Origin of the sequence: [Clostridium] saccharolyticum WM1 (genome assembly GCF_000144625.1) — a bacterium.
Taxonomy (GTDB): domain Bacteria; phylum Bacillota; class Clostridia; order Lachnospirales; family Lachnospiraceae; genus Lacrimispora; species Lacrimispora saccharolytica.
The window spans coordinates 4,048,443-4,070,061 of sequence record NC_014376.1 but is presented as its reverse complement, the minus strand read 5'-3'; the positions used below and the strand labels follow the sequence as shown (position 1 = coordinate 4,070,061).

Below are 21,619 nucleotides of genomic sequence, written 5' to 3'. Positions count from 1 at the left end.
ATATAATTCTATATATCTGTTTTTGCAATGGCAGTTAACGACCGGAAAGGAGGACCCTATGGAAGAAAGAAAATTCTACAATAAGATCATCTGGTTTACCTTCTTCTTCAGCGTACTGGTCATCTGGGTCCATTCCTATAACGCAGTTCTTTTTCTGGGTAATACCAGGGCTGCTATGAAAGTTTCCCAGTTGGAACGCTTTCTGGGAGATCAGGTGGCTCAGTTTGCCGTGCCTGGATTTTTTCTCATATCCTCCTATCTTTTTTTCAGGAACTTTACCATGGACCGCCTTTGGATCAAATGGAACTCCAGGATCAGAAGTGTTCTGGTCCCTTATATCGTTTGGAATCTATTGTATTACCTTGGATATGTGATAGGAAGCCGGCTGCCTGTAGTATCCGGTATTATCGGAAAGGGAACAATACCCTTCCGCATTACTGTAGCAGCAGAAGCGGTCCTTCATTATACGTATAATTATGTGTTTTGGTATTTGAACCAGCTCATTGTTCTGATTATTCTGGCACCGGTGATTTACCTCTTAATCCGGAAAATGCTTCCCGGAGTTTTGCTATTAACCGGTACCCTGGCTGCAATTTACTGGGGCCTCTCCTTGCCTTTTGTCAATCTGGATGCCCTTTTTTATTATAGCTTTGGCGCCTTTGCTGCTGTTTTAGGGAGAAGGTATGCCGAACAGCCCTGGAGCCGGAAACGCTTCTGGGCAGGCCTTTTTTTCGTGGCTGCCGGGCTTTTCATAAAAGATTTGGATCTTCCCGGAAGCATTAAGGGAGAGATTGCTGCAACGACTGTAATCTGCCGGCTTTTTATACCTGTTGGCTTGTGGTTTCTGGTTCCGGATCGTTTTATGGGAGAGACGAAAGATTGGATGAGACAGAATTTTTTTCTATATGCCGTTCATTTTGCCATGGTACGAATGATAAATAAAACGGGAGCATTGCTGCTCCCTGCTTTTCCGGCGCTGCCCCTTGGACTGTTTCTGCTTATGCCGGTACTTTGTGTGATATTCAGTTACTGGACCGGCCTCTTTCTGCGCCGTTATCTTCCTGTTTTGTGGAACCTGGTTAACGGGGGCCGATGAGGCTTCCTTAAGCCCACCATCTGCCTGAGGCCCCGCAGGGAAGAACCAGTCCGGTCCGGGTTACAGGAAGGCCCACTTCTTCCGATTGTACGGTACCTCCGAATTTCGAGCCGATTTCCGTGGAAATCATGTAGGAAAGTACAGAAGGAGCCAGTCCGGTGGTATAGGAGTTGATCAGGAAAAACAAAGGTTGATCTGACAGAAGCTGGGCGCAGAGCTTTACCAAAGGATAAATGGCATCCTCGATTTTCCAGATTTCCCCCTTGGGTCCTCTGCCATAGGAAGGAGGATCCATAATGATTCCATCGTAATGGTTTCCCCTTCTGATCTCTCTTTCAACAAATTTTACGCAGTCATCCACCATCCAGCGGATGGAAGAGGACTCCAGGTTTGAAGACCGGGCGTTTTCCTTAGCCCAGCCAACCATTCCCCTGGAGGCATCTACATGTGTGACAGAAGCGCCTGCTTTTGCGGCTGCCAGAGTTGCACCTCCTGTGTAGGCAAATAAATTAAGCACCTTTACAGGCCGTCCTGCCTGTTTTATTTTTTCACTGAACCAGTCCCAGTTTGCCGCCTGCTCCGGAAAAAGTCCTGTATGCTTAAAACTGAAAGGCTTTAGCTGAAACGTCAGGTCCTTGTAGCTTATGGTCCACTGTTCCGGAAGGTCAAAAAACTCCCATTCACCGCCGCCCTTGGCGCTGCGGTGATAGTGGCCGTTCATTTTTTTCCAGCCTTTTTCTGTCTTGGGAGTGGACCAGATCACCTGTGGGTCCGGACGTACCAGGAGATATTTTCCCCAGCGTTCCAGCTTTTCTCCTTCTGAACAATCTATCACTTCGTAATCTTTCCAGCCTTCTGCAATCCACATAATTGGTGCCGCCCTTTCCATCAATAAATAATAATAGTTTAAACCTATAATTCTGTCATTCAGCCGTTTCATGAGCCAAAGCACATGGAACTTCCTTGATTATACTGGATGGAACTAAGAGCGTCAAGTACGGAGGATTGATGAGAAAAGGGCAGCAATCACGCCTTGTCTATATGTCCAATATAATATAGTATAATTTGAAAAATGAGGTGTAAATTTATGTGCTGTTTTAATATAGGTTTTTCTGTAGGCAGCTGCGGCTGCAATCGCTGGTGCAACTGGGGGATTAATAACGGCTGCTGTAATTGGGGCTGGAATAACGGCTGTAACTGGGGCTGGAATAATCGCTGCAACTGTGGTTGGAATAATGGCTGTAACTGGGGAGGCTGCAACAGGTGCAATCGCTGCGGCTGCAACCGGGGCTGTAATAACCGCTGCAATTAATCATAGAAAGAAAAGGCTCTTTCTTTCATTTCCCAAGAAAGCTTCAGGCGGGTCCTGGTTTACATGGACCCGCCATGTTTTTGTCCCTTAACCCAAGTTCCTAAGCAAAGGATGAATAATATCCGTTATCATCAGAAGAAATCTAAGCAGGAATATGGAAAAACGCGGTTTTTGATCTGACCGCCACATGCAATGATTTTTTGGGAAGGAGCTTTGGACAAGTACAGGATAGAAAGAAAGGGACACAGAAACGGCAGGGCAATAATTTCGTAATAGAATTGAAAGATTAAAACAGTTGAATAATCTAAGATTAATTGTTAAAATAAATATAAGTAAAAAAGGAAATCCATGTAAGGAGTGAGAAAATGAAAAGAAAAGGTCTCATTATGCTGGCTGTTACCGCCATGCTGGCAATTGGTGCTTCATCTGTGGATGCCTGGGCAGCGGAAGGCTGGGCTCAGTCGGGAAGCGCCTGGGTTTATTATGATTCAAGCGGAAATAAGGTGACAAACACCTGGAAAAAGGGTGCGGACAACCTATGGCGTTATTTAAACAGCAACGGGGATATGGCTGTAAATACCTGGGTGGAAAATACCTACTACATGGATTCCAACGGTATATTGGTGACGGATAAGTGGATGAAGTTCCAGGATTCCGGCAGCTCCCAGTACAAATGGTATTATTTCGGCAGCAGCGGAAAAGCCATTATGGACAACTGGTCCAAGATCAATAATAAGTGGTATTACTTTGATTCCAATGGTGAGATGCAGACCGGCTGGGTCCTTGATAATATTTATTATTGCGGAACAGACGGAGCTATGCGCACTGGCTGGCAGAAGCTTTTTCCTCCTGACAGCGATAACAACGGAGACCGTGTTACTCCAGGAGATAATGATGACGGTAAATACTGGTATTATTTTAACGACAGCGGCAAAAAGTATGTACCAAAGGATGTTTCCGGCGATTATGCCACCTATAAGATAGACGGAGTATCTTACTGCTTTGATTCAGACGGAGCCCTTCAGACCGGCTGGAAGAACGTGGGAATCGAAAATGCCGAGTATGATATTCAAAATTATAAATATTATGACAGCAATGGAAAGCTGAGAGTGGGCTGGTATTCTGTGGAGCCTCCTCAGGATTTATCCGGATATGAGGAAAGCGTAGAATGGTTTTATTTCTCCAATTCCGGGGTACCCAAGACCGGACCGAAGGAGGGAGAGGCCAGCACCCAGAATATAATCAAATTAAACGATAAAACCTATTTGTTTAATAATCTGGGGAACCCGGTATATGGATTGCAGAAGGTGATGATTGGCAGTACATCAGAGTATACGGCCTTCTATTTCGGCGATAAGAAGACCAGCACCATGCAGAAGGGCAAAGTAAGGGTGATCGAAGGAGACGGCAGCGAAGCGACCTATTATTTCAGTGACAGCGGACGCGGCTATACAGGAGTCAAGGATGGTTCCTTATATTATATGGGCAAACTTCAGTGCGCAGATGAAGGAACCAAGTATGAAGCCATTGCCATTCCTACGGGAAGCACCAAAACCACCTATGTGGTTAACACTTCCGGAAAGGTGGCAAAAAGTACAACGGTAAAAAACTCCGAGGGAGTCAAATATAAAACCGGAAGCAACGGAAACTTATTAAAAGTAGATGATGAAACTCCAAGCGGAGAAGGCAGAGCTCCTACGGAACCGACCTGGGACTAAGGAATTACGATCTATGGCGCAAAAACTGGGAAAATCAGATTTTGCGCCATTTTTTTCAAAAAAATGCTTGCAATGTAAAAAAAAATATGCTATCATACAAAGGCTGTGGCATGATAGCTGTGAAGCGTGAGGTTGCTGCTTGTATAAGCAGGTTTTCCGTGGAGCGAATGTCAAGTTAGGAAACTGGCGACAAGTCACTGTACAATTTAAAATTCTGTTTATATAAGCAGAAAGTCAGTGTGTGATCCTGAAGGACACACACGGGAACGTGTACAGTCACCGCTTGTCGTACTTCTACTAAGTGCGAAAAGGAGGCGACTTTTTTTATGGCAAGTCAAGTAATGAGAATCACATTAAAAGCGTATGATCATCAGTTGGTTGATCAGTCTGCAGGCAAAATCATCGACACTGTAAAAAAGACAGGATCAAAAGTGAGCGGACCGGTGCCGTTACCAACCAAGAAGGAAGTGGTAACCATCTTAAGGGCGGTTCACAAGTACAAAGATTCCAGAGAGCAGTTCGAGCAGAGAACGCATAAGAGACTCATTGATATCATTACACCAAGCCAGAAAACTGTTGATGCATTATCCAGACTGGAAATGCCGGCAGGTGTGTACATCGATATCAAGATGAAGAATAAATAATCTTCATCAGAAGCATTATGGAAAATGTTCCATGCATGTCCTGAAGGGTTTTAATATAGAAGCAACACGTTTCCTGTAAGGAATCAACATCTCTGCATGCGAAAGCGAGCAGAAAGTGTTACCACTTTCAGCGAGCGGCGAATGGTGGCCTTGGTTGGATTACAATCATGATACTGCCGGGCGGAGTCATAGTGTTCCACGTATATTGGACTGTTCTAGGATGATTGCGAAAGCAATCCGCTGTAGAATTAACAAACAGGAGGTATAAACATGAAGAAGGGTATTTTAGCTACCAAAGTCGGAATGACACAGATCTTCAATGAAAACGGAGTATTAACTCCAGTAACGGTTCTTCAGGCTGGTCCTTGTGTCGTAACACAGGTTAAGACCGTAGAGAACGATGGTTACAGTGCAGTACAGGTTGGTTATGTTGATAAGAGAGAAAAGCTTGTCAGCAAGCCAATTAAGGGCCATTTTGATAAGGCCGGAGTATCTTACAAGAGATATGTAAGAGAGTTTAAGCTTGAGAATGCTGACCAGTATTCTGTTAAAGATGAAATCAAGGCAGAGATCTTTGCAGCAGGTGATAAGATCGACGCTACCGCAATCTCCAAAGGGAAAGGTTTCCAGGGTGCTATTAAGAGACACGGACAGTCCAGAGGACCTATGGCTCACGGTTCCAAGTTCCATCGTCATGCAGGCTCCAACGGTGCATGTTCTGATCCGAGCAAGGTATTCAAGGGCAAAAAAATGCCTGGCCAGATGGGTAATAAGAAGGTAACAATCCAGAACCTTGAAATCGTTAGGGTTGATGCAGAAAACAACCTGATTCTGGTTAAGGGTGCTGTACCAGGACCTAAGAAGTCTTTAGTAACAATCAAGGAAACAGTAAAAGCATCGAACTAATGCTTTTATAAGAAAGGAGGATCACACAGATGGCAAACGTATCTGTTTACAATATGGAAGGTAAAGAAGTTGGCACATTAGAGTTAAACGATGCAGTGTTTGGTGTAGATGTTAATGAGCATCTCGTACACATGGCAGTCGTAAGCCAGCTTGCAAATAAGCGCCAGGGCACACAGAAAGCAAAGACTCGTGCAGAAGTATCTGGCGGCGGAAGAAAACCGTGGAAGCAGAAAGGAACCGGTCACGCAAGACAGGGTTCAACAAGATCTCCCCAGTGGACAGGCGGTGGAGTTGTTTTCGCTCCCACACCAAGAGATTATACAATCAGACTCAACAAGAAGGAAAGAAGACTTGCTCTTAAGTCTGCTCTGACCAGCAGAGTGAATGAGAACAAATTCATCGTTGTTGATGAGTTAAAGTTTGATGAAATCAAGACAAAGAAGTTCCAGACTGTATTAAATAACTTAAAGGTATCCAAGGCACTCGTTGTTATGGGTGAGGACAGCACCAATGCAGTAATGAGCGCAAGAAATATCGCTGCTGTTAAGACTGCTTTTGCTAACACCATCAACGTGTACGATATCTTAAAGTACAGCACAGTTGTTGCTACCAAGACTGCTGTTGCAGCAATCGAGGAGGTGTACGCATAATGGCAGATATTAAGTATTACGACGTAATCCAGAAGCCTGTAGTAACTGAGAAAAGCATGAACGCTATGGCGTCCAAGAAGTATACGTTTATCGTACACACAGATGCGAACAAGGCTATGATCAAAGAAGCTGTTGAAAAGATGTTCCCAGGTACAAAGGTTGCCAGTGTGAACACTATGAACTTAGACGGAAAGACCAAAAGAAGAGGAATGACTTTTGGGAAGACCGCTAAGACAAAGAAAGCAATCGTTCAGCTGACGGCTGACAGCAAAGACATCGAAATCTTCGAAGGACTGTAAGATCGGAACGCTAGGTTCAAATCATTGAAACCCGGCGTAAACGGTTTTCAGTTTTCTATGTGATGAACATTATATCACGATAATTGAGATACGCCAGGCGGCGTTGAAGTTCTAGAACATCTTTGTTTCCAAAAACCATGGACAATAAAGAGGAACGCCGGCGGCATACCTTTATGCCCAGAAGAAATACCCTCCGGGTATCCCTTCGTGCCCAAAGAACGTGGGCAATAAAGAAGAAAGGAGAAACATCATGGGAATTAAAAAGTATAACCCATATACCCCTTCCAGAAGACACATGACCGGTTCTGATTTCAGCGAAATCACAAAGTCAACTCCTGAGAAGTCCTTAATCAGCAAAACGATCAATAAGACAGCCGGCCGCAATAACCAGGGTAAGATTACGGTAAGACATCGCGGAGGCGGCGTTAAAAGAAAATATAGAATCATTGACTTTAAGAGAAACAGCAAAGACGGAATTGCAGCTACTGTTATCGGTATCGAATACGATCCTAACAGAACTGCCAACATCGCACTGATCTGCTATGAAGACGGTACAAAGGCTTATATCCTTGCTCCGGCTGGATTAACAGACGGCATGAAGGTTATGAGCGGTGAAACAGCAGAAGCAAAAGTCGGCAACTGTTTGCCATTAAGCCAGATCCCGGTTGGTGCTCAGGTTCACAACATTGAGCTTTATCCTGGAAAAGGCGGACAGTTGGTTCGTTCCGCAGGAAATGCTGCTCAGTTAATGGCGAAAGAAGGCAAATATGCAACCCTTCGTTTACCTTCCGGAGAGATGAGAATGGTTCCGATCAACTGCAGAGCAACCATGGGTGTTGTAGGCAACGGCGATCATAACCTGATCAATATCGGTAAAGCTGGTAGAAAGCGTCACATGGGCTTCCGTCCAACCGTACGCGGTTCCGTTATGAACCCCAATGACCATCCTCACGGCGGTGGTGAAGGCAAGACCGGTATCGGACGCCCAGGCCCAAGCACACCATGGGGCAAACCAGCGCTCGGCTTAAAGACCAGAAAGAAAAACAAGCACTCTAACAGACTGATCGTTAGAAGAAGAGATGGAAAGACCGTTAAATAATTGAAGGAGGTTAGAACCTATGGCTCGCTCACTTAAAAAAGGACCATTTGCAGATGCTCATTTACTGAAAAAAGTAGATGTTATGAACGCAGCAGGACAGAAGCAGGTAATTAAGACCTGGTCCCGCCGTTCTACAATCTTCCCGCAGATGGTTGGACATACAATTGCAGTTCATGATGGCAGAAAGCACGTTCCGGTATATGTTACAGAGGATATGGTTGGACATAAGCTGGGTGAATTCGTTGCTACAAGAACTTACAGAGGACATGGTAAGGACGAGAAAAAATCAGGCCGTAAGTAATATAGAAACAAACACCTTTGGGCATTCATGCGGATTCCCGGGGGCGTTAAAGTTGAAAGGAGGATTCACCAATGGCTAAGGGACATAGAAGCCAGATTAAGAGAGAAAGAAATGCTGTGAAGGACACCAGACCATCCGCAAAGTTATCCTATGCTAGGGTTTCTGTTCAGAAAGCATGCTTCGTATTAGACGCCATCAGAGGCAAGGACGTTATGACAGCACTTGGTATTGTGACTTACAATCCCAGATATGCTTCTTCTTTAATAGAGAAGTTATTAAAATCAGCAGTTGCTAACGCTGAGAATAACAACGGTATGGACCCTGCAAAACTTTACGTAGAGGAATGCTTTGCAAACAAGGGACCGACAATGAAAAGAGTAAAACCGAGAGCACAGGGCCGCGCTTACAGGATCGAAAAGAGAATGAGCCACATCACCATCGTGCTTAATGAAAGATAAGGAGGCAAATAATGGGACAGAAAGTTAATCCACACGGCTTAAGAGTCGGTGTTATTAAAGACTGGAACTCAAAATGGTATGCTGAAGCTGATTTCGCAGATAACCTGGTAGAAGATTATGCGATCAGAAAATTTCTTAAGAAGAGATTATACAGTGCCGGCATTTCTGATATCGAGATTGAGAGAGCATCTGACCGCGTGAAGGTTACAATTCATACCGCAAAGCCGGGTGTAGTGATCGGTAAGGGCGGATCTGAGATTGAAAAATTAAAAGTTGAAGTTCAGAAGCTTACAGATAAAAAGTTATTTGTTGACATCAAGGAAATCAAAAGACCTGATAGAGACGCTCAGTTAGTAGCTGAATCCATTGCACAGCAGTTAGAGAACCGTGTATCCTTCCGCCGGGCGATGAAGTCCACCATGGGCCGTTCCATGAAGGCTGGCGTAAAGGGCATTAAGACTGCAGTTGCAGGACGTCTTGGCGGTGCTGATATGGCTCGTACCGAGTTCTACAGCGAAGGAACCATTCCGTTACAGACACTCAGAGCAGATATTGACTATGGTTTCGCTGAAGCAGATACAACCTTTGGTAAGATCGGTGTTAAGGTATGGATTTACAATGGCGAAATACTTCCAACTAAAGGAAACAAGGAAGGGAGCGATAAATAATGTTAATGCCTAAAAGAGTGAAACGTCGTAAACAGTTCCGTGGATCCATGGCTGGTAAAGCTTTAAGAGGCAACGTAATCAGCAACGGTGAGTTCGGTTTAGTCGCTACGGAGCCATGCTGGATCAAATCGAACCAGATTGAGGCAGCCCGTGTTGCCATGACCCGTTATATTAAGCGTGGCGGTAAAGTCTGGATCAAGATTTTCCCGGATAAACCTGTCACAGCAAAGCCAGCAGAAACCCGTATGGGTTCCGGTAAGGGCGCTCTGGAATACTGGGTAGCAGTAGTAAAACCAGGCCGTGTATTATTCGAAATCGCTGGAGTACCTGAAGAAACAGCACGTGAAGCTTTACGTCTTGCTATGCATAAGTTACCGTGCAAGTGTAAGATTGCTGCTAAAGCAGATTTAGAAGGCGGTGAATGACAGTGAAAATTAATAAGTATGTGGAAGAATTAAAAGGAAAATCAGCTGCAGAACTGAATGAAGAATTAGTAGCTGCGAAGAAAGAACTTTTCAACTTAAGATTCCAGAACGCAACCAACCAGCTTGACAACACAAGCAGGATCAAAGAGGTTCGTAAGAACATTGCCAGAATTCAGACTGTTATCACTGAGAAGGCTAAATTAGCTTAAGTTGTGGTTTTTTAAAAAGCATGACACACACGAGTGTGTGTAAACTTATAGATTAGGCCGGCAGGGCCAAAACTCGAAAGGAGAATACCGAACGTGGAAAGAAATCTTAGAAAAACCCGTACTGGTAAGGTTGTAAGCAGCAAGATGGATAAGACCATCGTTGTAGCGATTGAAGACCATGTAGAACATCCTTTATACGGCAAGATCGTAAAAAGAACGTATAAATTAAAAGCTCATGACGAGAACAACGACTGCAACATGGGCGATACCGTAAAAGTTATGGAAACAAGACCGCTGTCCAAAGACAAGAGATGGAGACTTGTTGAAATTCTCGAAAGAGCGAAATAATTTATTTCCAGGAAGGAGTAACAGGCATGATTCAGCAGGAAACCAGATTAAAGGTTGCCGACAATACTGGTGCAAAAGAATTACTGTGCATCCGTGTAATGGGCGGATCTACAAGAAGATATGCTAATATTGGTGATGTTATCGTTGCCAGCGTAAAAGATGCAACACCTGGCGGTGTTGTGAAGAAAGGCGACGTTGTAAAGGCCGTTGTCGTACGTTCCGTTAAGGGCGCACGCCGCAAAGACGGTTCCTATATCAAGTTCGATGAGAATGCTGCCGTAATTATCAAAGATGACAAGACTCCAAAAGGAACTCGTATCTTTGGACCGGTTGCCAGAGAGTTAAGAGAGAAACAGTTCATGAAGATTGTTTCCTTAGCTCCGGAAGTATTATAAGGAGGTGTCGGACTGTGCATAAAATTAAAAGAGACGACCTGGTAAAGGTTATCGCAGGAAAAGATAAAGACAAACAGGGCAAAGTTCTTCTCGTGGATACGAAGAATAACAAAGTGGTAGTGGAAGGCATCAACATGATCACCAAGCATGTAAAGCCAGGCCCTGGAAATCCACAGGGTGGTATCGTACAGAAGGAAGCCGCACTTGATATCTCCAACGTAATGCTTGTTGTTGACGGAAAAGTGACCAGAGTTGGTTTTGAAGTAAAAGACGGCAAAAAAGTCCGTGTTGCAAAAACAACCGGTAAAGTAATTGACTAATTCGGAGAGGAGGAATAAAAATTGGCTAGATTAAAAGAGATGTACCAGACAGAGATCGTAGAAGCTATGATCAAGAAATTTGGATATAAGAACATCATGGAAGTGCCGAAATTAGATAAGATCGTCATCAATATGGGTATTGGTGAAGCAAAGGAAAATGCCAAGATTTTAGACTCTGCAGTAAGAGATTTAGAGATCATCTCCGGACAGAAGGCAGTCTTGACAAAAGCTAAAAAATCAGTTGCTAACTTCAAAATCAGAGAAGGTATGCCAATCGGCTGTAAAGTAACTTTACGCGGCAAGAGAATGTATGAATTTGCTGATCGTCTGATCAACCTTGCACTTCCTCGTGTACGTGACTTCAGAGGTGTGAATCCTAACGCATTTGACGGCAGAGGAAACTATGCTCTTGGCATCAAGGAACAGCTTATTTTCCCTGAAATTGAGTACGATAAAGTTGACAAGGTAAGAGGTATGGACGTTATTTTCGTTACTACCGCTAAGACAGACGAAGAAGCCCGTGAACTTTTGACATTATTCAATATGCCATTTGCAAAATAGTAGGAGGAAGAATCCATGGCTAAGACTTCAATGAAGATCAAACAGCAGAGACCTGCTAAGTTCTCCACAAGAGAATACAATCGTTGCAGAATCTGCGGTCGTCCACATGCTTATTTAAGAAAATACGGAATCTGCAGAATCTGCTTCCGTGAATTAGCATACAAGGGCCAGATCCCAGGCGTTAAAAAAGCAAGCTGGTAAAATAAGGAAGGAGGCAATTTCAAAATGACTATGAGCGATCCAATCGCAGATATGCTTACAAGAATCCGTAATGCAAATACTGCAAAACATGATACAGTAGATGTACCTTCATCTAAGATGAAATTAGCTATTGCTGATATCCTTGTAAAAGAGGGCTACATTAAGAAATATGATGTCGTAGAAGACGGTGCATTCCAGACCATCAGGATCACCTTAAAATACGGTAAAGATAAAAATGAGAAAATCATTACAGGTATTAAGAGAATTTCCAAGCCTGGTTTACGTGTATACGCAAACAAGGAAGAGTTACCCAGAGTACTTGGCGGTTTAGGAACAGCCATCATCTCCACGAACCAGGGCGTTATTACCGATAAGGAAGCACGTTCCTTAAACATCGGCGGAGAAGTACTGGCATTTGTTTGGTAATTAACAGAAGCATCTGAAAACAGAAGGAGCGCAAAGTTCTTTCCGAAAATTTAAGGAGGTAAACGGCATGTCACGTATAGGAAGAATGCCTATCGCGGTTCCGGCAGGCGTAACTGTTGCAATCGCAGAAAATAATAAAGTGACTGTAAAAGGTCCTAAGGGAACTCTTGAAAGAGTATTGCCATCTGAGATGACAATCAAAGAAGAAGATGGTCATATCGTTGTTACAAGACCGAATGATTTAAAGAAGATGAAATCCTTACACGGTCTGACAAGAACATTAGTGAACAACATGATCGTTGGTGTTACCAATGGTTATGAGAAAAAGCTGGAAATTAATGGTGTTGGTTACAGAGCACAGAAGCAGGGCAAGAAACTGGTTCTTTCTCTTGGTTACTCCCACCCGGTAGAGATGGAAGATCCGGAAGGCATCGAATCTACCATGGAAGGACAGAACGTCATCATTATTAAAGGTATCGATAAAGAAAAAGTTGGCCAGTACGCTGCTGAAATCAGAGATAAGAGAAGACCTGAACCGTATAAGGGCAAGGGTATCAAGTATGCTGACGAAGTGATCAGACGTAAAGTTGGTAAGACTGGTAAGAAATAATTAAGGAGAGTGTAAAGATGGTTAGCAAACAGTCAAGAAGCGAAGTTCGCGTTAAAAAACACAACAGATTACGTAACCGTTTTGCAGGCACTGCAGAAAGACCGCGTTTAGCTGTGTTTAGAAGCAATAATCATATGTATGCTCAAATTATTGACGATACAGTTGGTAAGACTTTAGTCGCTGCTTCTACAGTAGAAAAAGAAGTAAAGGCAGAATTAGAGAAAACTAACGACGTTGATGCTGCAGCATATGTAGGTACCGTAGTTGCAAAGAGAGCTCTTGAAAAAGGGATTAAGGAAGTTGTCTTTGACAGAGGCGGATTTATATATCAGGGTAAGATTCAGGCATTAGCAGACGCAGCCAGAGAAGCTGGTCTGGAATTCTAAGTAGAGAGGAGAATGACAGCGTGAAACGTACAATTTTTGATGCAAGTCAGTTAGAATTAAACGACAGAGTAGTTGCTATCAAGCGTGTATCTAAAACCGTTAAAGGTGGACGTACCATGAGATTCTCTGCTTTAGTAGTCGTAGGTGATGGCAATGGCCACGTAGGTGCTGGTCTTGGCAAAGCCGGTGAAGTTCCAGAAGCAATCCGTAAAGGAAAAGAGGCTGCCGTTAAGAACATGGTTGCAGTTCCCGTTGATGAGAACAACAGTATTCCCCATGACCTGATCGGCAAATTCGGTAGTGCATCTGTACTTCTTAAGAGAGCGAACGAAGGTACAGGAGTTATCGCAGGAGGCCCTGCACGTGCGGTTTTAGAGCTTGCAGGTATTAAGAATATTCATTCTAAGTCCTTAGGTTCCAATAATAAGACCAATGTAGTGTTGGCTACGATCGAGGGATTAACCCGGTTAAAAACTCCTGAGGAAGTTGCAAAGCTTCGCGGCAAATCTGTAGAAGAGATTTTAGGCTAAGGAGGATAGGAAAATGGCAGATAAATTAAAAATCACATTGGTGAAATCCCCGATCGGCGCAGTTCCGAAGCATAAAGCAACCGTTGAAGCATTAGGCTTAAAGAAGCTTCATAAGACAGTTGAAATGCCGGATAATGGCGCAGTCAGAGGCATGATTGCCAACGTGCGTCATTTAGTAAAAGTTGAAGAGATTTAAGAGAATACAGTAAGGAGGTGCAAGCGATGGATTTATCAAATTTACAGCCTGCGTTAGGTTCCAAACACAGCGACAACTTCAGAAGAGGCCGCGGTCATGGTTCAGGTAACGGTAAGACAGCAGGTAAGGGTCATAAGGGACAGAAGGCACGTTCCGGTGCAACCAGACCAGGTTTTGAAGGTGGTCAGATGCCTTTATACAGACGTATTCCTAAGAGGGGCTTTACCAATAGAAATACTAAAACAATTATCGGTATCAATGTAAATGCTTTGGAGTGCTTTGATAACGGTACAGTTGTTACTGTTGAGACTTTATTAGAGAGCGGCATTGTTAAAAATCCGCGTGACGGTGTTAAGATCCTTGGAAATGGAGAATTAACCAAAAAGCTTACAGTAAAGGTAGATGCTTTCAGCGAAGGCGCAAAAACCAAAATCGAGGCTTTAGGTGGAACCTGCGAGGTGATCTAATATGTTAAAAACACTCCGTAATGCATTCAAGATCAAGGACTTAAGAAAGAAACTTATCTTTACGTTCCTGATGCTGGTGGTTACCAGAATCGGCTCACAGCTGCCGATTCCAGGAGTTGAAACAAGCTTTTTTAAAGATTTTTTTGCTCAGCAGAACAACGATGCGTTTGGATTTTTCAACGCCATGACAGGCAGCTCCTTTACCAACATGTCCGTGTTCGCCCTGAGCATTACCCCTTACATCACATCTTCCATCATCATGCAGCTTTTAACCATTGCGATTCCAAAGCTTGAGGAAATGCAGCGGGATGGAGAAGATGGAAGAAAAAAGATTGCAGAATACACCCGTTACGTAACAGTTGGTCTGGCTTTAATCGAATCCGTCGCCATGGCGGTCGGATTCGGCGGCCAAGGTCTGTTAAAAGAATTTAATGCTATGAGCGTTATTATTGCAGTTGCAACGATGACGGCAGGTAGTGCTCTTCTGATGTGGATCGGTGAGCGGATTACGGAAAAGGGCGTGGGCAATGGTATTTCCATGGTCCTGTCATTTAACATCATTTCCAGCTTCCCGTCTGATGCGTCAACCCTATATACCAGATTTATGTCTGGAAAATCGGTTGCCGTAGCAGCCGTAGCAGCCATTATCATTCTTGCTGTTATCATAGCAATTGTAGTATTTGTCATCATTCTTCAGGATGGCGAAAGAAGAATTCCCGTACAGTATTCCAAAAAGATGCAGGGACGGAAGATGGTCGGCGGCCAAGCCTCCAATATCCCGTTAAAGGTGAATACAGCCGGCGTTATCCCGGTAATCTTCGCTTCCTCCATTATGTCGTTCCCAGTGGTGATCTCCCAGTTCTTTGGGGCTAAAATCAACTACAACAGCATTGGAGGCCACATTTTAATGGCGTTGAATTCTTCCAGCTGGTTCAAGCCGGAAAGGCCGGTGTACTCCATTGGTCTGCTGGTCTACGTGGCTCTTATCATCGTGTTCGCTTATTTCTATACATCAATTACCTTTAACCCGCTTGAAGTTGCGAATAACATGAAGAAGTCGGGCGGTTTTATCCCTGGTATCCGTCCAGGTAAACCCACCAGCGATTATCTTAATTCAATTTTAAATTATATCGTGTTTATAGGCGCATGCGGCTTGACGATTATTTGTATCATTCCGATCATGGTCTCTGGTCTATTCAGTGTAAGCCATTTATCCTTTGGAGGAACATCCTTGATCATCATCGTCAGCGTAGTCTTAGAGACATTAAAAGCGATTGAATCTCAGATGCTTGTGCGTTATTATAAAGGCTTTTTAAACGATTAGAGGACAAACCAAGAGAAACACGCGCGGCGTGTTTTTCTTGGAATTTGTGTTATTTAACCTTATGTTTAGAGGGAGGGACTGTCTATGAGAATTATCATGTTAGGTGCTCCTGGTGCCGGAAAAGGCACCCAGGCAAAAAAGATTGCTGAAAAGTATCAGATTCCCCATATTTCTACCGGAGATATTTTCCGCTCCAATATAAAAGAGGGAACAGAGTTAGGCAGGAAGGCAAAGGAATACATGGATCAGGGTGCACTTGTGCCCGATGAACTGACCATTGGAATGCTCATGGACCGTATCCGGAAAGGTGACTGTGCAAAGGGATACGTACTGGATGGTTTCCCAAGGACTATTCCTCAGGCGGAAAGCCTTAAAAAGGCCCTTTCTGAGATGGAACAGAAGATTGACTTTGCGATTAATGTGGATGTGCCGGATGAGAAGATTATAGACAGAATGGCGGGCCGCCGTGCCTGTATTGCCTGCGGGGCTACATACCACATTGTGTATAATCCAAGCAGAGTTCCCGATGTATGTGACGTATGCGGGGCAGGCCTAGTCCTGCGGAATGATGATAAGCCGGAAACCGTTAAAAAGCGTTTGTCGGTATACCATGATCAGACAAAGCCTCTGATCGATTATTATAAGGAAGCAGGTGTGCTTGTGAATATCGATGGAACACAGGAATTAAATAAGGTGTTCTCGGACATCGCTGACCTTTTAGGAGCATAGTTTATGTCAGTTACGATTAAATCTGCAAGAGAGATAGAACTTATGAGAGAGGCTGGAAAGATTCTTTGTAAAACACACGAAGAACTTTCAAAAGCCTTGAAACCGGGAATGACAACCTGGGATATCGATCATCTGGGAGAAGAAATCATAAGGAGCTACGGCTGTACGCCCTCTTTCCTTCATTATAACGGTTATCCTGCCTCCATCTGTGTCTCCGTTAATGATGAAGTGGTCCATGGGATTCCAAGCAAGAAGCGGGTTCTCATGGATGGCGATATCGTAAGTCTGGATGCCGGGGTTATTTACAAAGGATACCATTCCGATGCGGCAAGGACTTACGGGATCGGGGAGATCACTCCTTTCGCAGGGCAGCTCATAGAAGTGACAAGACAATGTTTCTTTGAAGGGATTAAATTTGCAAAATCTGGCAATCATCTGAATGATATATCTTCTGCAATCCAGAAATATGCGGAACAATTTGGGTTTGGAGTTGTACGGGATCTGGTAGGTCATGGAATCGGCTCTCATCTCCATGAGGAGCCTGAGGTGCCTAATTTTGCACGGAAGAGACGGGGAATCAAATTAAAGCCGGGAATGACCCTGGCCATCGAACCTATGATCAATGGGGGGACGCCAGAGGTGGCATGGCTTGATGATGATTGGACCGTGGTAACAGAGGATGGAAACCTTTCCGCCCATTACGAAAATACCGTATTGATCACGGAGGGGGAGCCGGAGATCCTTTCTCTGGTTTCCCATGTCTGCTGAGGAAGTGCCTATGACGTTAGGTTTAGGTACCGGGGCATTTGTAAAGTCTGTGGCAGGACACGATAAAGGCGGTTATTTCTTCATAATACGGGAGGAAGGGGAATATATTTATCTGGTGGACGGAAAATACAGACGTCTTGACTGCCCGAAGAAGAAAAAGAAGAAGCATGTGGAACCCCTTTTATGGGAGAAACATTCCCCTGGAGTGAAAATCAGGGAAAATAAATCAGTCACCGATGAAGAAATCAAACATTTCATCAGATGGTTCAAAAGAGAAGAACAGGTTGTTAGGAGGTAAGCTTTATGTCAAAAGCAGATGTTATTGAAATTGAAGGAACCGTTGTGGAGAAGCTTCCCAATGCCATGTTCCAGGTAGAACTGGAAAATGGCCATCAGGTACTGGCTCACATCAGCGGAAAACTTCGCATGAACTACATTCGTATTTTACCGGGAGATAAAGTGACCATTGAGATGTCCCCCTATGATTTAAGCAAGGGAAGGATCATCTGGAGAGACAAATAAGGCGCCATTTCATGAATGGCTGCCTGTTGCTCAGGCGCGACACACCAGGGTAAAGGGTTAATAAATATATAGGAAAAAGTGCTTGCATTTTAAAATAAACAGTGTTATAATGCTATAGCGACTTTGTTGAATTACTGGGTGTATTATGCCCTTATGGGCAGCACTGGTTTTATGATAAAACACACTGCAGGTATACTCAGAAGGCTCTTTGCAAGAAGAGGCTCCATGGTCACCAGGCTCGTCATAGAGCCGGCCGGTGCCGGGAGTGCTTCGCACGAAAACGTCTGGAATCAGACGCAAGGTGCTTCATGCGAAAGGGCGCATAACGGAAAGGAGAATTGCTGTGAAGGTTAGATCATCAGTCAAACCGATTTGCGAAAAGTGCAAAATCATCAAGAGAAAAGGCAGTATCAGAGTAATCTGTGAAAATCCTAAGCATAAGCAGAGACAAGGTTAAAAAATTAATGGAGGTGTAATACACAAATGGCTCGTATTTCAGGTGTTGATTTACCAAGAGAAAAACGTGTTGAGATCGGCTTGACCTATATCTACGGTATCGGCAGAACAAGTTCAAACCGCATCCTGACAGAGGCTGGCGTTAATCCTGACACTCGTGTTAAGGACTTAACAGACGACGAAGTAAAGAGAATTTCAGCAGTGATTGGTGATTCTCAGATTGTTGAAGGTGATTTACGCAGAGAAATCGCTATGAACATCAAGAGACTTCAGGAAATCGGATGCTACCGCGGAATCCGTCATAGAAAGAGCCTGCCTGTTCGTGGTCAGAAAACAAAGACCAACGCAAGAACTCGTAAGGGTCCAAGAAAGACTGTAGCAAACAAGAAGAAATAAGTATGGAACACTTCGTGAGTTTTCTTACGAACTCAGTGTGACAGCGTGCCCTGCTTGATGGGGCAAAGCCGTTCTTTGACCGTAAGGGAAAAGAACTTCCTTATCCAACAACAGCGAATCACGTTACATGTTTTAAAAACAGGAATAACAGGATTCAGATGCAAGTAAAAAGAAAGTAGGTTAGTTTAAAATGGCTAAAAAAGTGTCCACTACTAAAAAAGTGACAAAAAAGCGCGTAAAGAAAAACGTTGAACGCGGACAAGCACATATCCAGTCATCTTTTAATAACACGATTGTGACATTAACAGATACACAGGGAAATGCATTATCCTGGGCAAGTGCTGGTGGTCTTGGCTTCAGAGGTTCAAGGAAATCTACTCCATATGCAGCTCAGATGGCGGCAGAAACTGCTACTAAGGCAGCTCTTGTACATGGTTTAAAATCAGTAGACGTTATGGTTAAAGGTCCTGGTTCAGGCCGTGAAGCAGCTATTCGTGCACTTCAGGCATGCGGTTTAGAAGTAACCAGCATTAAGGATGTAACACCGGTTCCGCATAACGGATGTCGTCCACCAAAACGTAGAAGAGTCTAATTTAGGAGGTAATTACAGTGGCAGTTGACAGAGTTCCTGTTCTTAAAAGATGTAGATCCCTTGGTCTTGATCCAATCTATTTAGGAATAGATAAAAAATCAAACAGAGAATTAAAAAGAGCTAACAGAAAGATGAGTGAATATGGCATTCAGCTTAGAGAAAAGCAGAAAGCCAAATTCATCTACGGAGTTCTTGAGAAACCTTTCCGTAACTACTATGCCAAGGCTTCCAGAATGAATGGTCTGGTAGGTGAAAACCTGATGATCCTTCTGGAAAGAAGACTTGACAATGTGGTATTCCGTATGGGATTCGGTAGAACAAGAAGAGAGACCAGACAGATGGTTGACCACAAGAGCATTCTTGTAAACGGCAAGTGCGTAAACATTCCTTCCTATTTAATTAAGGCTGGGGACGTGATCGAAGTAAAAGAGAAGAGCAAAGCCAACGCAAGATTTAAAAGTGTTCAAGAAGCAACCGCAGGACGTATGGTTCCGGCATGGCTTGATGTTGACCATGAGAATTTACGTGGTACTGTAAAAGAGTTTCCAACAAGAGATGAGATTGATGTTCCGGTGAATGAAATGCTTATCGTCGAGTTGTACTCCAAATAATTGAAAGTCTGTTGATTGAAGCCGGCTTTCGCCCGGAGGGATCCCCCTCCGGGCAAGGTTTGAGTATAAGACCCTCGATACAAAATACCCAAAAGGAGGGGCTATTAGTGTTCGATTTTGAAAAACCAAACATTGAGATTGCTGAAATCTCAGAAGACAAAAAATATGGCAAATTTGTAGTTGAACCGCTTGAAAGAGGTTATGGCACGACTTTAGGAAATTCCTTAAGAAGAATCATGCTTTCTTCCTTACCGGGCGCTGCAGTCAGTCAGGTAAAAATCGACGGCGTTTTGCATGAATTCAGTTCTATTCCAGGTGTTAAGGAAGATGTGACTGAGATCATCATGAACATCAAGAGCTTATCTATTAAAAATAACAGCGATACCAACGAAGCAAAGGTTGCGTACATTGAGTTTGAAGGCGAAGGCGTTATTACGGCTGCGGATATTCAGGCAGATCCTGATATTGAAATTATGAACCCGGAGCAGGTCATCGCCACCTTAAGCGGCGGTACGGACAGCAAGTTCTATATGGAACTTACCATTACCAAGGGCCGCGGCTATGTAAGCGCAGACAAGAATAAGAGTGAAGATTTACCGATTGGCGTGATTGCCGTTGATTCTATTTATACACCAGTGGAGCGCGTCAATATGACGGTAGAAAACACACGAGTAGGTCAGGTTACCGATTATGATAAGCTGACTTTAGACGTATTTACAAATGGTACATCGGCACCGGATGAGGCGGTCAGCCTTGCCGCAAAGGTGCTCAGTGAACATTTGAACCTGTTCATTGATTTATCCGAGAATGCTAAGACTGCAGAAGTCATGGTGGAAAAAGAGGATAATGAAAAGGAAAAGGTTCTGGAGATGAACATTGATGAACTGGAGCTTTCTGTCCGTTCATACAACTGTCTGAAGAGAGCCGGTATCAATACGGTAGAAGAACTGTGCAACCGTACCTCTGAAGATATGATGAAGGTTCGAAACCTTGGCCGCAAATCCTTAGAAGAAGTGCTGGCCAAATTAAAAGAGTTAGGCTTGCAGCTTAACCCAAGTGATGATGCCAGTGTGTAACTGGACCGCTTGAAGTAGCTGATTTATGGAGATTAAGCGCCGGTACAGTAAGTCCGAAGAAGCATGTACCTGTGTTCCACAAATGGAGGAATAGTAAAATGGCAGGATATAGAAAGCTGGGAAAAACTTCCAGCCAGAGAAAAGCATTAATCAGAAGCCAGGTAACTGCATTATTATATAATGGCAAAATCGTGACAACAGAGGCAAGAGCAAAAGAGATCCGCAAAGTGGCTGAAGGCCTCATTGCTTTAGCAGTAAAAGAGAAAGACAATTTTGAGACTGTTAAGGTTACCGCAAAAGTTGCACGTAAAGATAAAGACGGCAAGAGAGTGAAAGAAGTTGTAAACGGCAAGAAAGTTACCGTATACGATGAAGTGGAGAAAGAGATTAAAAAAGACCTTCCTTCCAGACTTCACGCAAGAAGACAGATGTTAAAGGTTCTTTATGATGTAACAGAGGTTCCGGCTCAGGCTGCAGGAAGAAAGAAAAATACGAAATCTGTAGATCTGCCAAAGAAGCTGTTTGAAGAAGTTGGGCCAAAGTACGTATCCCGCAACGGTGGTTATACACGTATCGTTAAGATCGGCCAGCGTAAGGGCGACGGAGCTATGGCAGTGGTTCTTGAACTGGTATAATCCACGTAAGCAATGAGCAGTGCTGAAGAAAGGTTCCATAAAATTTTCGTTGTGCTTGCACATAAGAAAATCTTATGGAACCTTTCTTCATAGTGCGAATGCCCGTAAGCTGGCAAATCCAACGGATTTGCCAGCTTGTACTGCGGACGCAACGGATTTACCCGCTCAATCTCCCCAGCCCGCTATTGGAGCACATCCAACAGCGGGATTTTTTGTTATCCGGCTAATCCAAACGGAAATGCAAGAATAAAGAAAGAATATCGTAAGTTGACGGATAATTGGTTT

General features: G+C 43.8%; 36 protein-coding genes. 35 read left to right on the top strand and 1 reads right to left on the bottom strand.

Annotated features, from left to right (window positions below; translation table 11 throughout):
• Window positions 1-58: 58 nt before the first annotated feature.
• Entirely contained in the window at window positions 59-1,096 is a 1,038-nt protein-coding gene (locus tag CLOSA_RS18975; RefSeq protein WP_013274344.1) for an acyltransferase family protein, read from the top strand.
• Window positions 1,097-1,103: 7 nt separating this feature from the next.
• Here CLOSA_RS18975 and CLOSA_RS18970 read toward each other — a convergent pair whose 3' ends face one another.
• Window positions 1,104-1,964 carry a class I SAM-dependent methyltransferase gene (locus CLOSA_RS18970; protein ID WP_041709473.1) on the bottom strand — a complete coding sequence of 287 codons (861 nt, stop codon included), beginning with the start codon at window positions 1,962-1,964 and terminating at the stop codon, window positions 1,104-1,106.
• A gap of 219 nt (window positions 1,965-2,183) precedes the next feature.
• On the opposite strand from CLOSA_RS18970, the gene CLOSA_RS22750 reads away from it, so the two are divergent.
• The 34 genes from CLOSA_RS22750 (at window position 2,184) to CLOSA_RS18810 (ending at window position 21,334) form a co-directional block, all read left to right on the top strand.
• Window positions 2,184-2,408, top strand: coding sequence for a chorion class high-cysteine HCB protein 13 (locus CLOSA_RS22750; protein ID WP_157669039.1), 225 nt, complete (start codon window positions 2,184-2,186; stop codon window positions 2,406-2,408).
• A 365-nt stretch (window positions 2,409-2,773) separates the two neighbouring features.
• Window positions 2,774-4,126, top strand: coding sequence for a cell wall-binding protein (locus tag CLOSA_RS18965; protein WP_013274342.1), 1,353 nt, complete (start codon window positions 2,774-2,776; stop codon window positions 4,124-4,126).
• 326 nt (window positions 4,127-4,452) lie between these two features.
• On the top strand, window positions 4,453-4,770 hold the full coding sequence (gene rpsJ / locus CLOSA_RS18960; protein WP_013274341.1) for a 30S ribosomal protein S10: 318 nt from the start codon (window positions 4,453-4,455) through the stop codon (window positions 4,768-4,770).
• A 270-nt stretch (window positions 4,771-5,040) separates the two neighbouring features.
• Complete coding sequence (rplC, locus tag CLOSA_RS18955) at window positions 5,041-5,676, top strand: 50S ribosomal protein L3 (protein WP_013274340.1); 636 nt, start codon at window positions 5,041-5,043, stop codon at window positions 5,674-5,676.
• A gap of 29 nt (window positions 5,677-5,705) precedes the next feature.
• Complete coding sequence (rplD, locus tag CLOSA_RS18950) at window positions 5,706-6,326, top strand: 50S ribosomal protein L4 (RefSeq protein WP_013274339.1); 621 nt, start codon at window positions 5,706-5,708, stop codon at window positions 6,324-6,326.
• Window positions 6,326-6,625: a 50S ribosomal protein L23 gene (gene rplW / locus CLOSA_RS18945; RefSeq protein WP_013274338.1), complete on the top strand. Its 300-nt coding sequence runs from the start codon at window positions 6,326-6,328 to the stop codon at window positions 6,623-6,625. Before rplD ends, rplW begins: the two co-directional genes overlap by 1 nt.
• 250 nt (window positions 6,626-6,875) lie before the next feature.
• Complete coding sequence (gene rplB, locus CLOSA_RS18940) at window positions 6,876-7,724, top strand: 50S ribosomal protein L2 (protein ID WP_013274337.1); 849 nt, start codon at window positions 6,876-6,878, stop codon at window positions 7,722-7,724.
• A gap of 19 nt (window positions 7,725-7,743) precedes the next feature.
• Window positions 7,744-8,025 (top strand): 30S ribosomal protein S19, encoded by a 282-nt coding sequence (gene rpsS / locus CLOSA_RS18935; protein WP_013274336.1) that lies wholly within the window; start codon window positions 7,744-7,746, stop codon window positions 8,023-8,025.
• A gap of 71 nt (window positions 8,026-8,096) precedes the next feature.
• Complete coding sequence (rplV, locus tag CLOSA_RS18930) at window positions 8,097-8,483, top strand: 50S ribosomal protein L22 (protein WP_013274335.1); 387 nt, start codon at window positions 8,097-8,099, stop codon at window positions 8,481-8,483.
• Window positions 8,484-8,494: 11 nt separating this feature from the next.
• Window positions 8,495-9,151, top strand: a complete 657-nt coding sequence (rpsC, locus tag CLOSA_RS18925; protein ID WP_013274334.1) for a 30S ribosomal protein S3 — start codon at window positions 8,495-8,497, stop codon at window positions 9,149-9,151.
• Window positions 9,151-9,576, top strand: coding sequence for a 50S ribosomal protein L16 (rplP, locus tag CLOSA_RS18920; protein ID WP_013274333.1), 426 nt, complete (start codon window positions 9,151-9,153; stop codon window positions 9,574-9,576). The genes rpsC and rplP overlap by 1 nt, the downstream gene beginning before the upstream one ends.
• 2 nt (window positions 9,577-9,578) lie before the next feature.
• The gene (rpmC, locus tag CLOSA_RS18915) at window positions 9,579-9,785 is read left to right on the top strand and encodes a 50S ribosomal protein L29 (protein WP_041709469.1); all 207 of its coding nucleotides are present in this window, start codon (window positions 9,579-9,581) and stop codon (window positions 9,783-9,785) included.
• 93 nt (window positions 9,786-9,878) lie between these two features.
• Window positions 9,879-10,133, top strand: coding sequence for a 30S ribosomal protein S17 (gene rpsQ, locus CLOSA_RS18910; protein ID WP_013274331.1), 255 nt, complete (start codon window positions 9,879-9,881; stop codon window positions 10,131-10,133).
• Window positions 10,134-10,159: 26 nt separating this feature from the next.
• A complete protein-coding gene (gene rplN, locus CLOSA_RS18905) occupies window positions 10,160-10,528 on the top strand; it encodes a 50S ribosomal protein L14 (RefSeq protein ID WP_013274330.1) in 369 nt (122 codons plus the stop codon).
• Window positions 10,529-10,542: 14 nt separating this feature from the next.
• Window positions 10,543-10,848: a 50S ribosomal protein L24 gene (rplX, locus tag CLOSA_RS18900; RefSeq protein ID WP_013274329.1), complete on the top strand. Its 306-nt coding sequence runs from the start codon at window positions 10,543-10,545 to the stop codon at window positions 10,846-10,848.
• 21 nt (window positions 10,849-10,869) lie between these two features.
• Entirely contained in the window at window positions 10,870-11,409 is a 540-nt protein-coding gene (gene rplE / locus CLOSA_RS18895; RefSeq protein WP_013274328.1) for a 50S ribosomal protein L5, read from the top strand.
• A 15-nt stretch (window positions 11,410-11,424) separates the two neighbouring features.
• Window positions 11,425-11,610, top strand: coding sequence for a type Z 30S ribosomal protein S14 (locus CLOSA_RS18890; RefSeq protein ID WP_002566501.1), 186 nt, complete (start codon window positions 11,425-11,427; stop codon window positions 11,608-11,610).
• Between the two features lie 24 nt (window positions 11,611-11,634).
• Window positions 11,635-12,036, top strand: a complete 402-nt coding sequence (rpsH, locus tag CLOSA_RS18885) for a 30S ribosomal protein S8 (protein ID WP_013274327.1) — start codon at window positions 11,635-11,637, stop codon at window positions 12,034-12,036.
• A 67-nt stretch (window positions 12,037-12,103) separates the two neighbouring features.
• Window positions 12,104-12,646 (top strand): 50S ribosomal protein L6, encoded by a 543-nt coding sequence (gene rplF, locus CLOSA_RS18880; protein ID WP_013274326.1) that lies wholly within the window; start codon window positions 12,104-12,106, stop codon window positions 12,644-12,646.
• A 17-nt stretch (window positions 12,647-12,663) separates the two neighbouring features.
• Complete coding sequence (rplR, locus tag CLOSA_RS18875; RefSeq protein ID WP_013274325.1) at window positions 12,664-13,032, top strand: 50S ribosomal protein L18; 369 nt, start codon at window positions 12,664-12,666, stop codon at window positions 13,030-13,032.
• A 20-nt stretch (window positions 13,033-13,052) separates the two neighbouring features.
• Window positions 13,053-13,562, top strand: coding sequence for a 30S ribosomal protein S5 (gene rpsE / locus CLOSA_RS18870; RefSeq protein WP_013274324.1), 510 nt, complete (start codon window positions 13,053-13,055; stop codon window positions 13,560-13,562).
• A 13-nt stretch (window positions 13,563-13,575) separates the two neighbouring features.
• A complete protein-coding gene (rpmD, locus tag CLOSA_RS18865; RefSeq protein WP_013274323.1) occupies window positions 13,576-13,758 on the top strand; it encodes a 50S ribosomal protein L30 in 183 nt (60 codons plus the stop codon).
• A gap of 26 nt (window positions 13,759-13,784) precedes the next feature.
• Window positions 13,785-14,225: a 50S ribosomal protein L15 gene (gene rplO, locus CLOSA_RS18860; RefSeq protein ID WP_013274322.1), complete on the top strand. Its 441-nt coding sequence runs from the start codon at window positions 13,785-13,787 to the stop codon at window positions 14,223-14,225.
• A 1-nt stretch (window position 14,226) separates the two neighbouring features.
• Window positions 14,227-15,549, top strand: a complete 1,323-nt coding sequence (gene secY / locus CLOSA_RS18855; protein ID WP_013274321.1) for a preprotein translocase subunit SecY — start codon at window positions 14,227-14,229, stop codon at window positions 15,547-15,549.
• Between the two features lie 84 nt (window positions 15,550-15,633).
• Window positions 15,634-16,278, top strand: a complete 645-nt coding sequence (locus CLOSA_RS18850; protein ID WP_013274320.1) for an adenylate kinase — start codon at window positions 15,634-15,636, stop codon at window positions 16,276-16,278.
• A gap of 3 nt (window positions 16,279-16,281) precedes the next feature.
• Entirely contained in the window at window positions 16,282-17,046 is a 765-nt protein-coding gene (gene map / locus CLOSA_RS18845) for a type I methionyl aminopeptidase (RefSeq protein ID WP_013274319.1), read from the top strand.
• A 10-nt stretch (window positions 17,047-17,056) separates the two neighbouring features.
• Window positions 17,057-17,344 carry a KOW domain-containing RNA-binding protein gene (locus CLOSA_RS18840; protein WP_013274318.1) on the top strand — a complete coding sequence of 96 codons (288 nt, stop codon included), beginning with the start codon at window positions 17,057-17,059 and terminating at the stop codon, window positions 17,342-17,344.
• 5 nt (window positions 17,345-17,349) lie between these two features.
• Window positions 17,350-17,568, top strand: a complete 219-nt coding sequence (gene infA / locus CLOSA_RS18835; protein ID WP_013274317.1) for a translation initiation factor IF-1 — start codon at window positions 17,350-17,352, stop codon at window positions 17,566-17,568.
• 343 nt (window positions 17,569-17,911) lie between these two features.
• Window positions 17,912-18,025, top strand: a complete 114-nt coding sequence (rpmJ, locus tag CLOSA_RS22330) for a 50S ribosomal protein L36 (protein WP_003497809.1) — start codon at window positions 17,912-17,914, stop codon at window positions 18,023-18,025.
• 26 nt (window positions 18,026-18,051) lie between these two features.
• The gene (rpsM, locus tag CLOSA_RS18830; protein WP_013274316.1) at window positions 18,052-18,420 is read left to right on the top strand and encodes a 30S ribosomal protein S13; all 369 of its coding nucleotides are present in this window, start codon (window positions 18,052-18,054) and stop codon (window positions 18,418-18,420) included.
• Window positions 18,421-18,610: 190 nt separating this feature from the next.
• Window positions 18,611-19,012 carry a 30S ribosomal protein S11 gene (gene rpsK, locus CLOSA_RS18825; protein ID WP_006771855.1) on the top strand — a complete coding sequence of 134 codons (402 nt, stop codon included), beginning with the start codon at window positions 18,611-18,613 and terminating at the stop codon, window positions 19,010-19,012.
• 17 nt (window positions 19,013-19,029) lie between these two features.
• Complete coding sequence (gene rpsD, locus CLOSA_RS18820) at window positions 19,030-19,623, top strand: 30S ribosomal protein S4 (protein ID WP_013274315.1); 594 nt, start codon at window positions 19,030-19,032, stop codon at window positions 19,621-19,623.
• Window positions 19,624-19,730: 107 nt separating this feature from the next.
• Entirely contained in the window at window positions 19,731-20,699 is a 969-nt protein-coding gene (locus CLOSA_RS18815; RefSeq protein WP_013274314.1) for a DNA-directed RNA polymerase subunit alpha, read from the top strand.
• 98 nt (window positions 20,700-20,797) lie between these two features.
• Window positions 20,798-21,334 carry a bL17 family ribosomal protein gene (locus CLOSA_RS18810; protein WP_013274313.1) on the top strand — a complete coding sequence of 179 codons (537 nt, stop codon included), beginning with the start codon at window positions 20,798-20,800 and terminating at the stop codon, window positions 21,332-21,334.
• Window positions 21,335-21,619 lie beyond the last annotated feature (285 nt).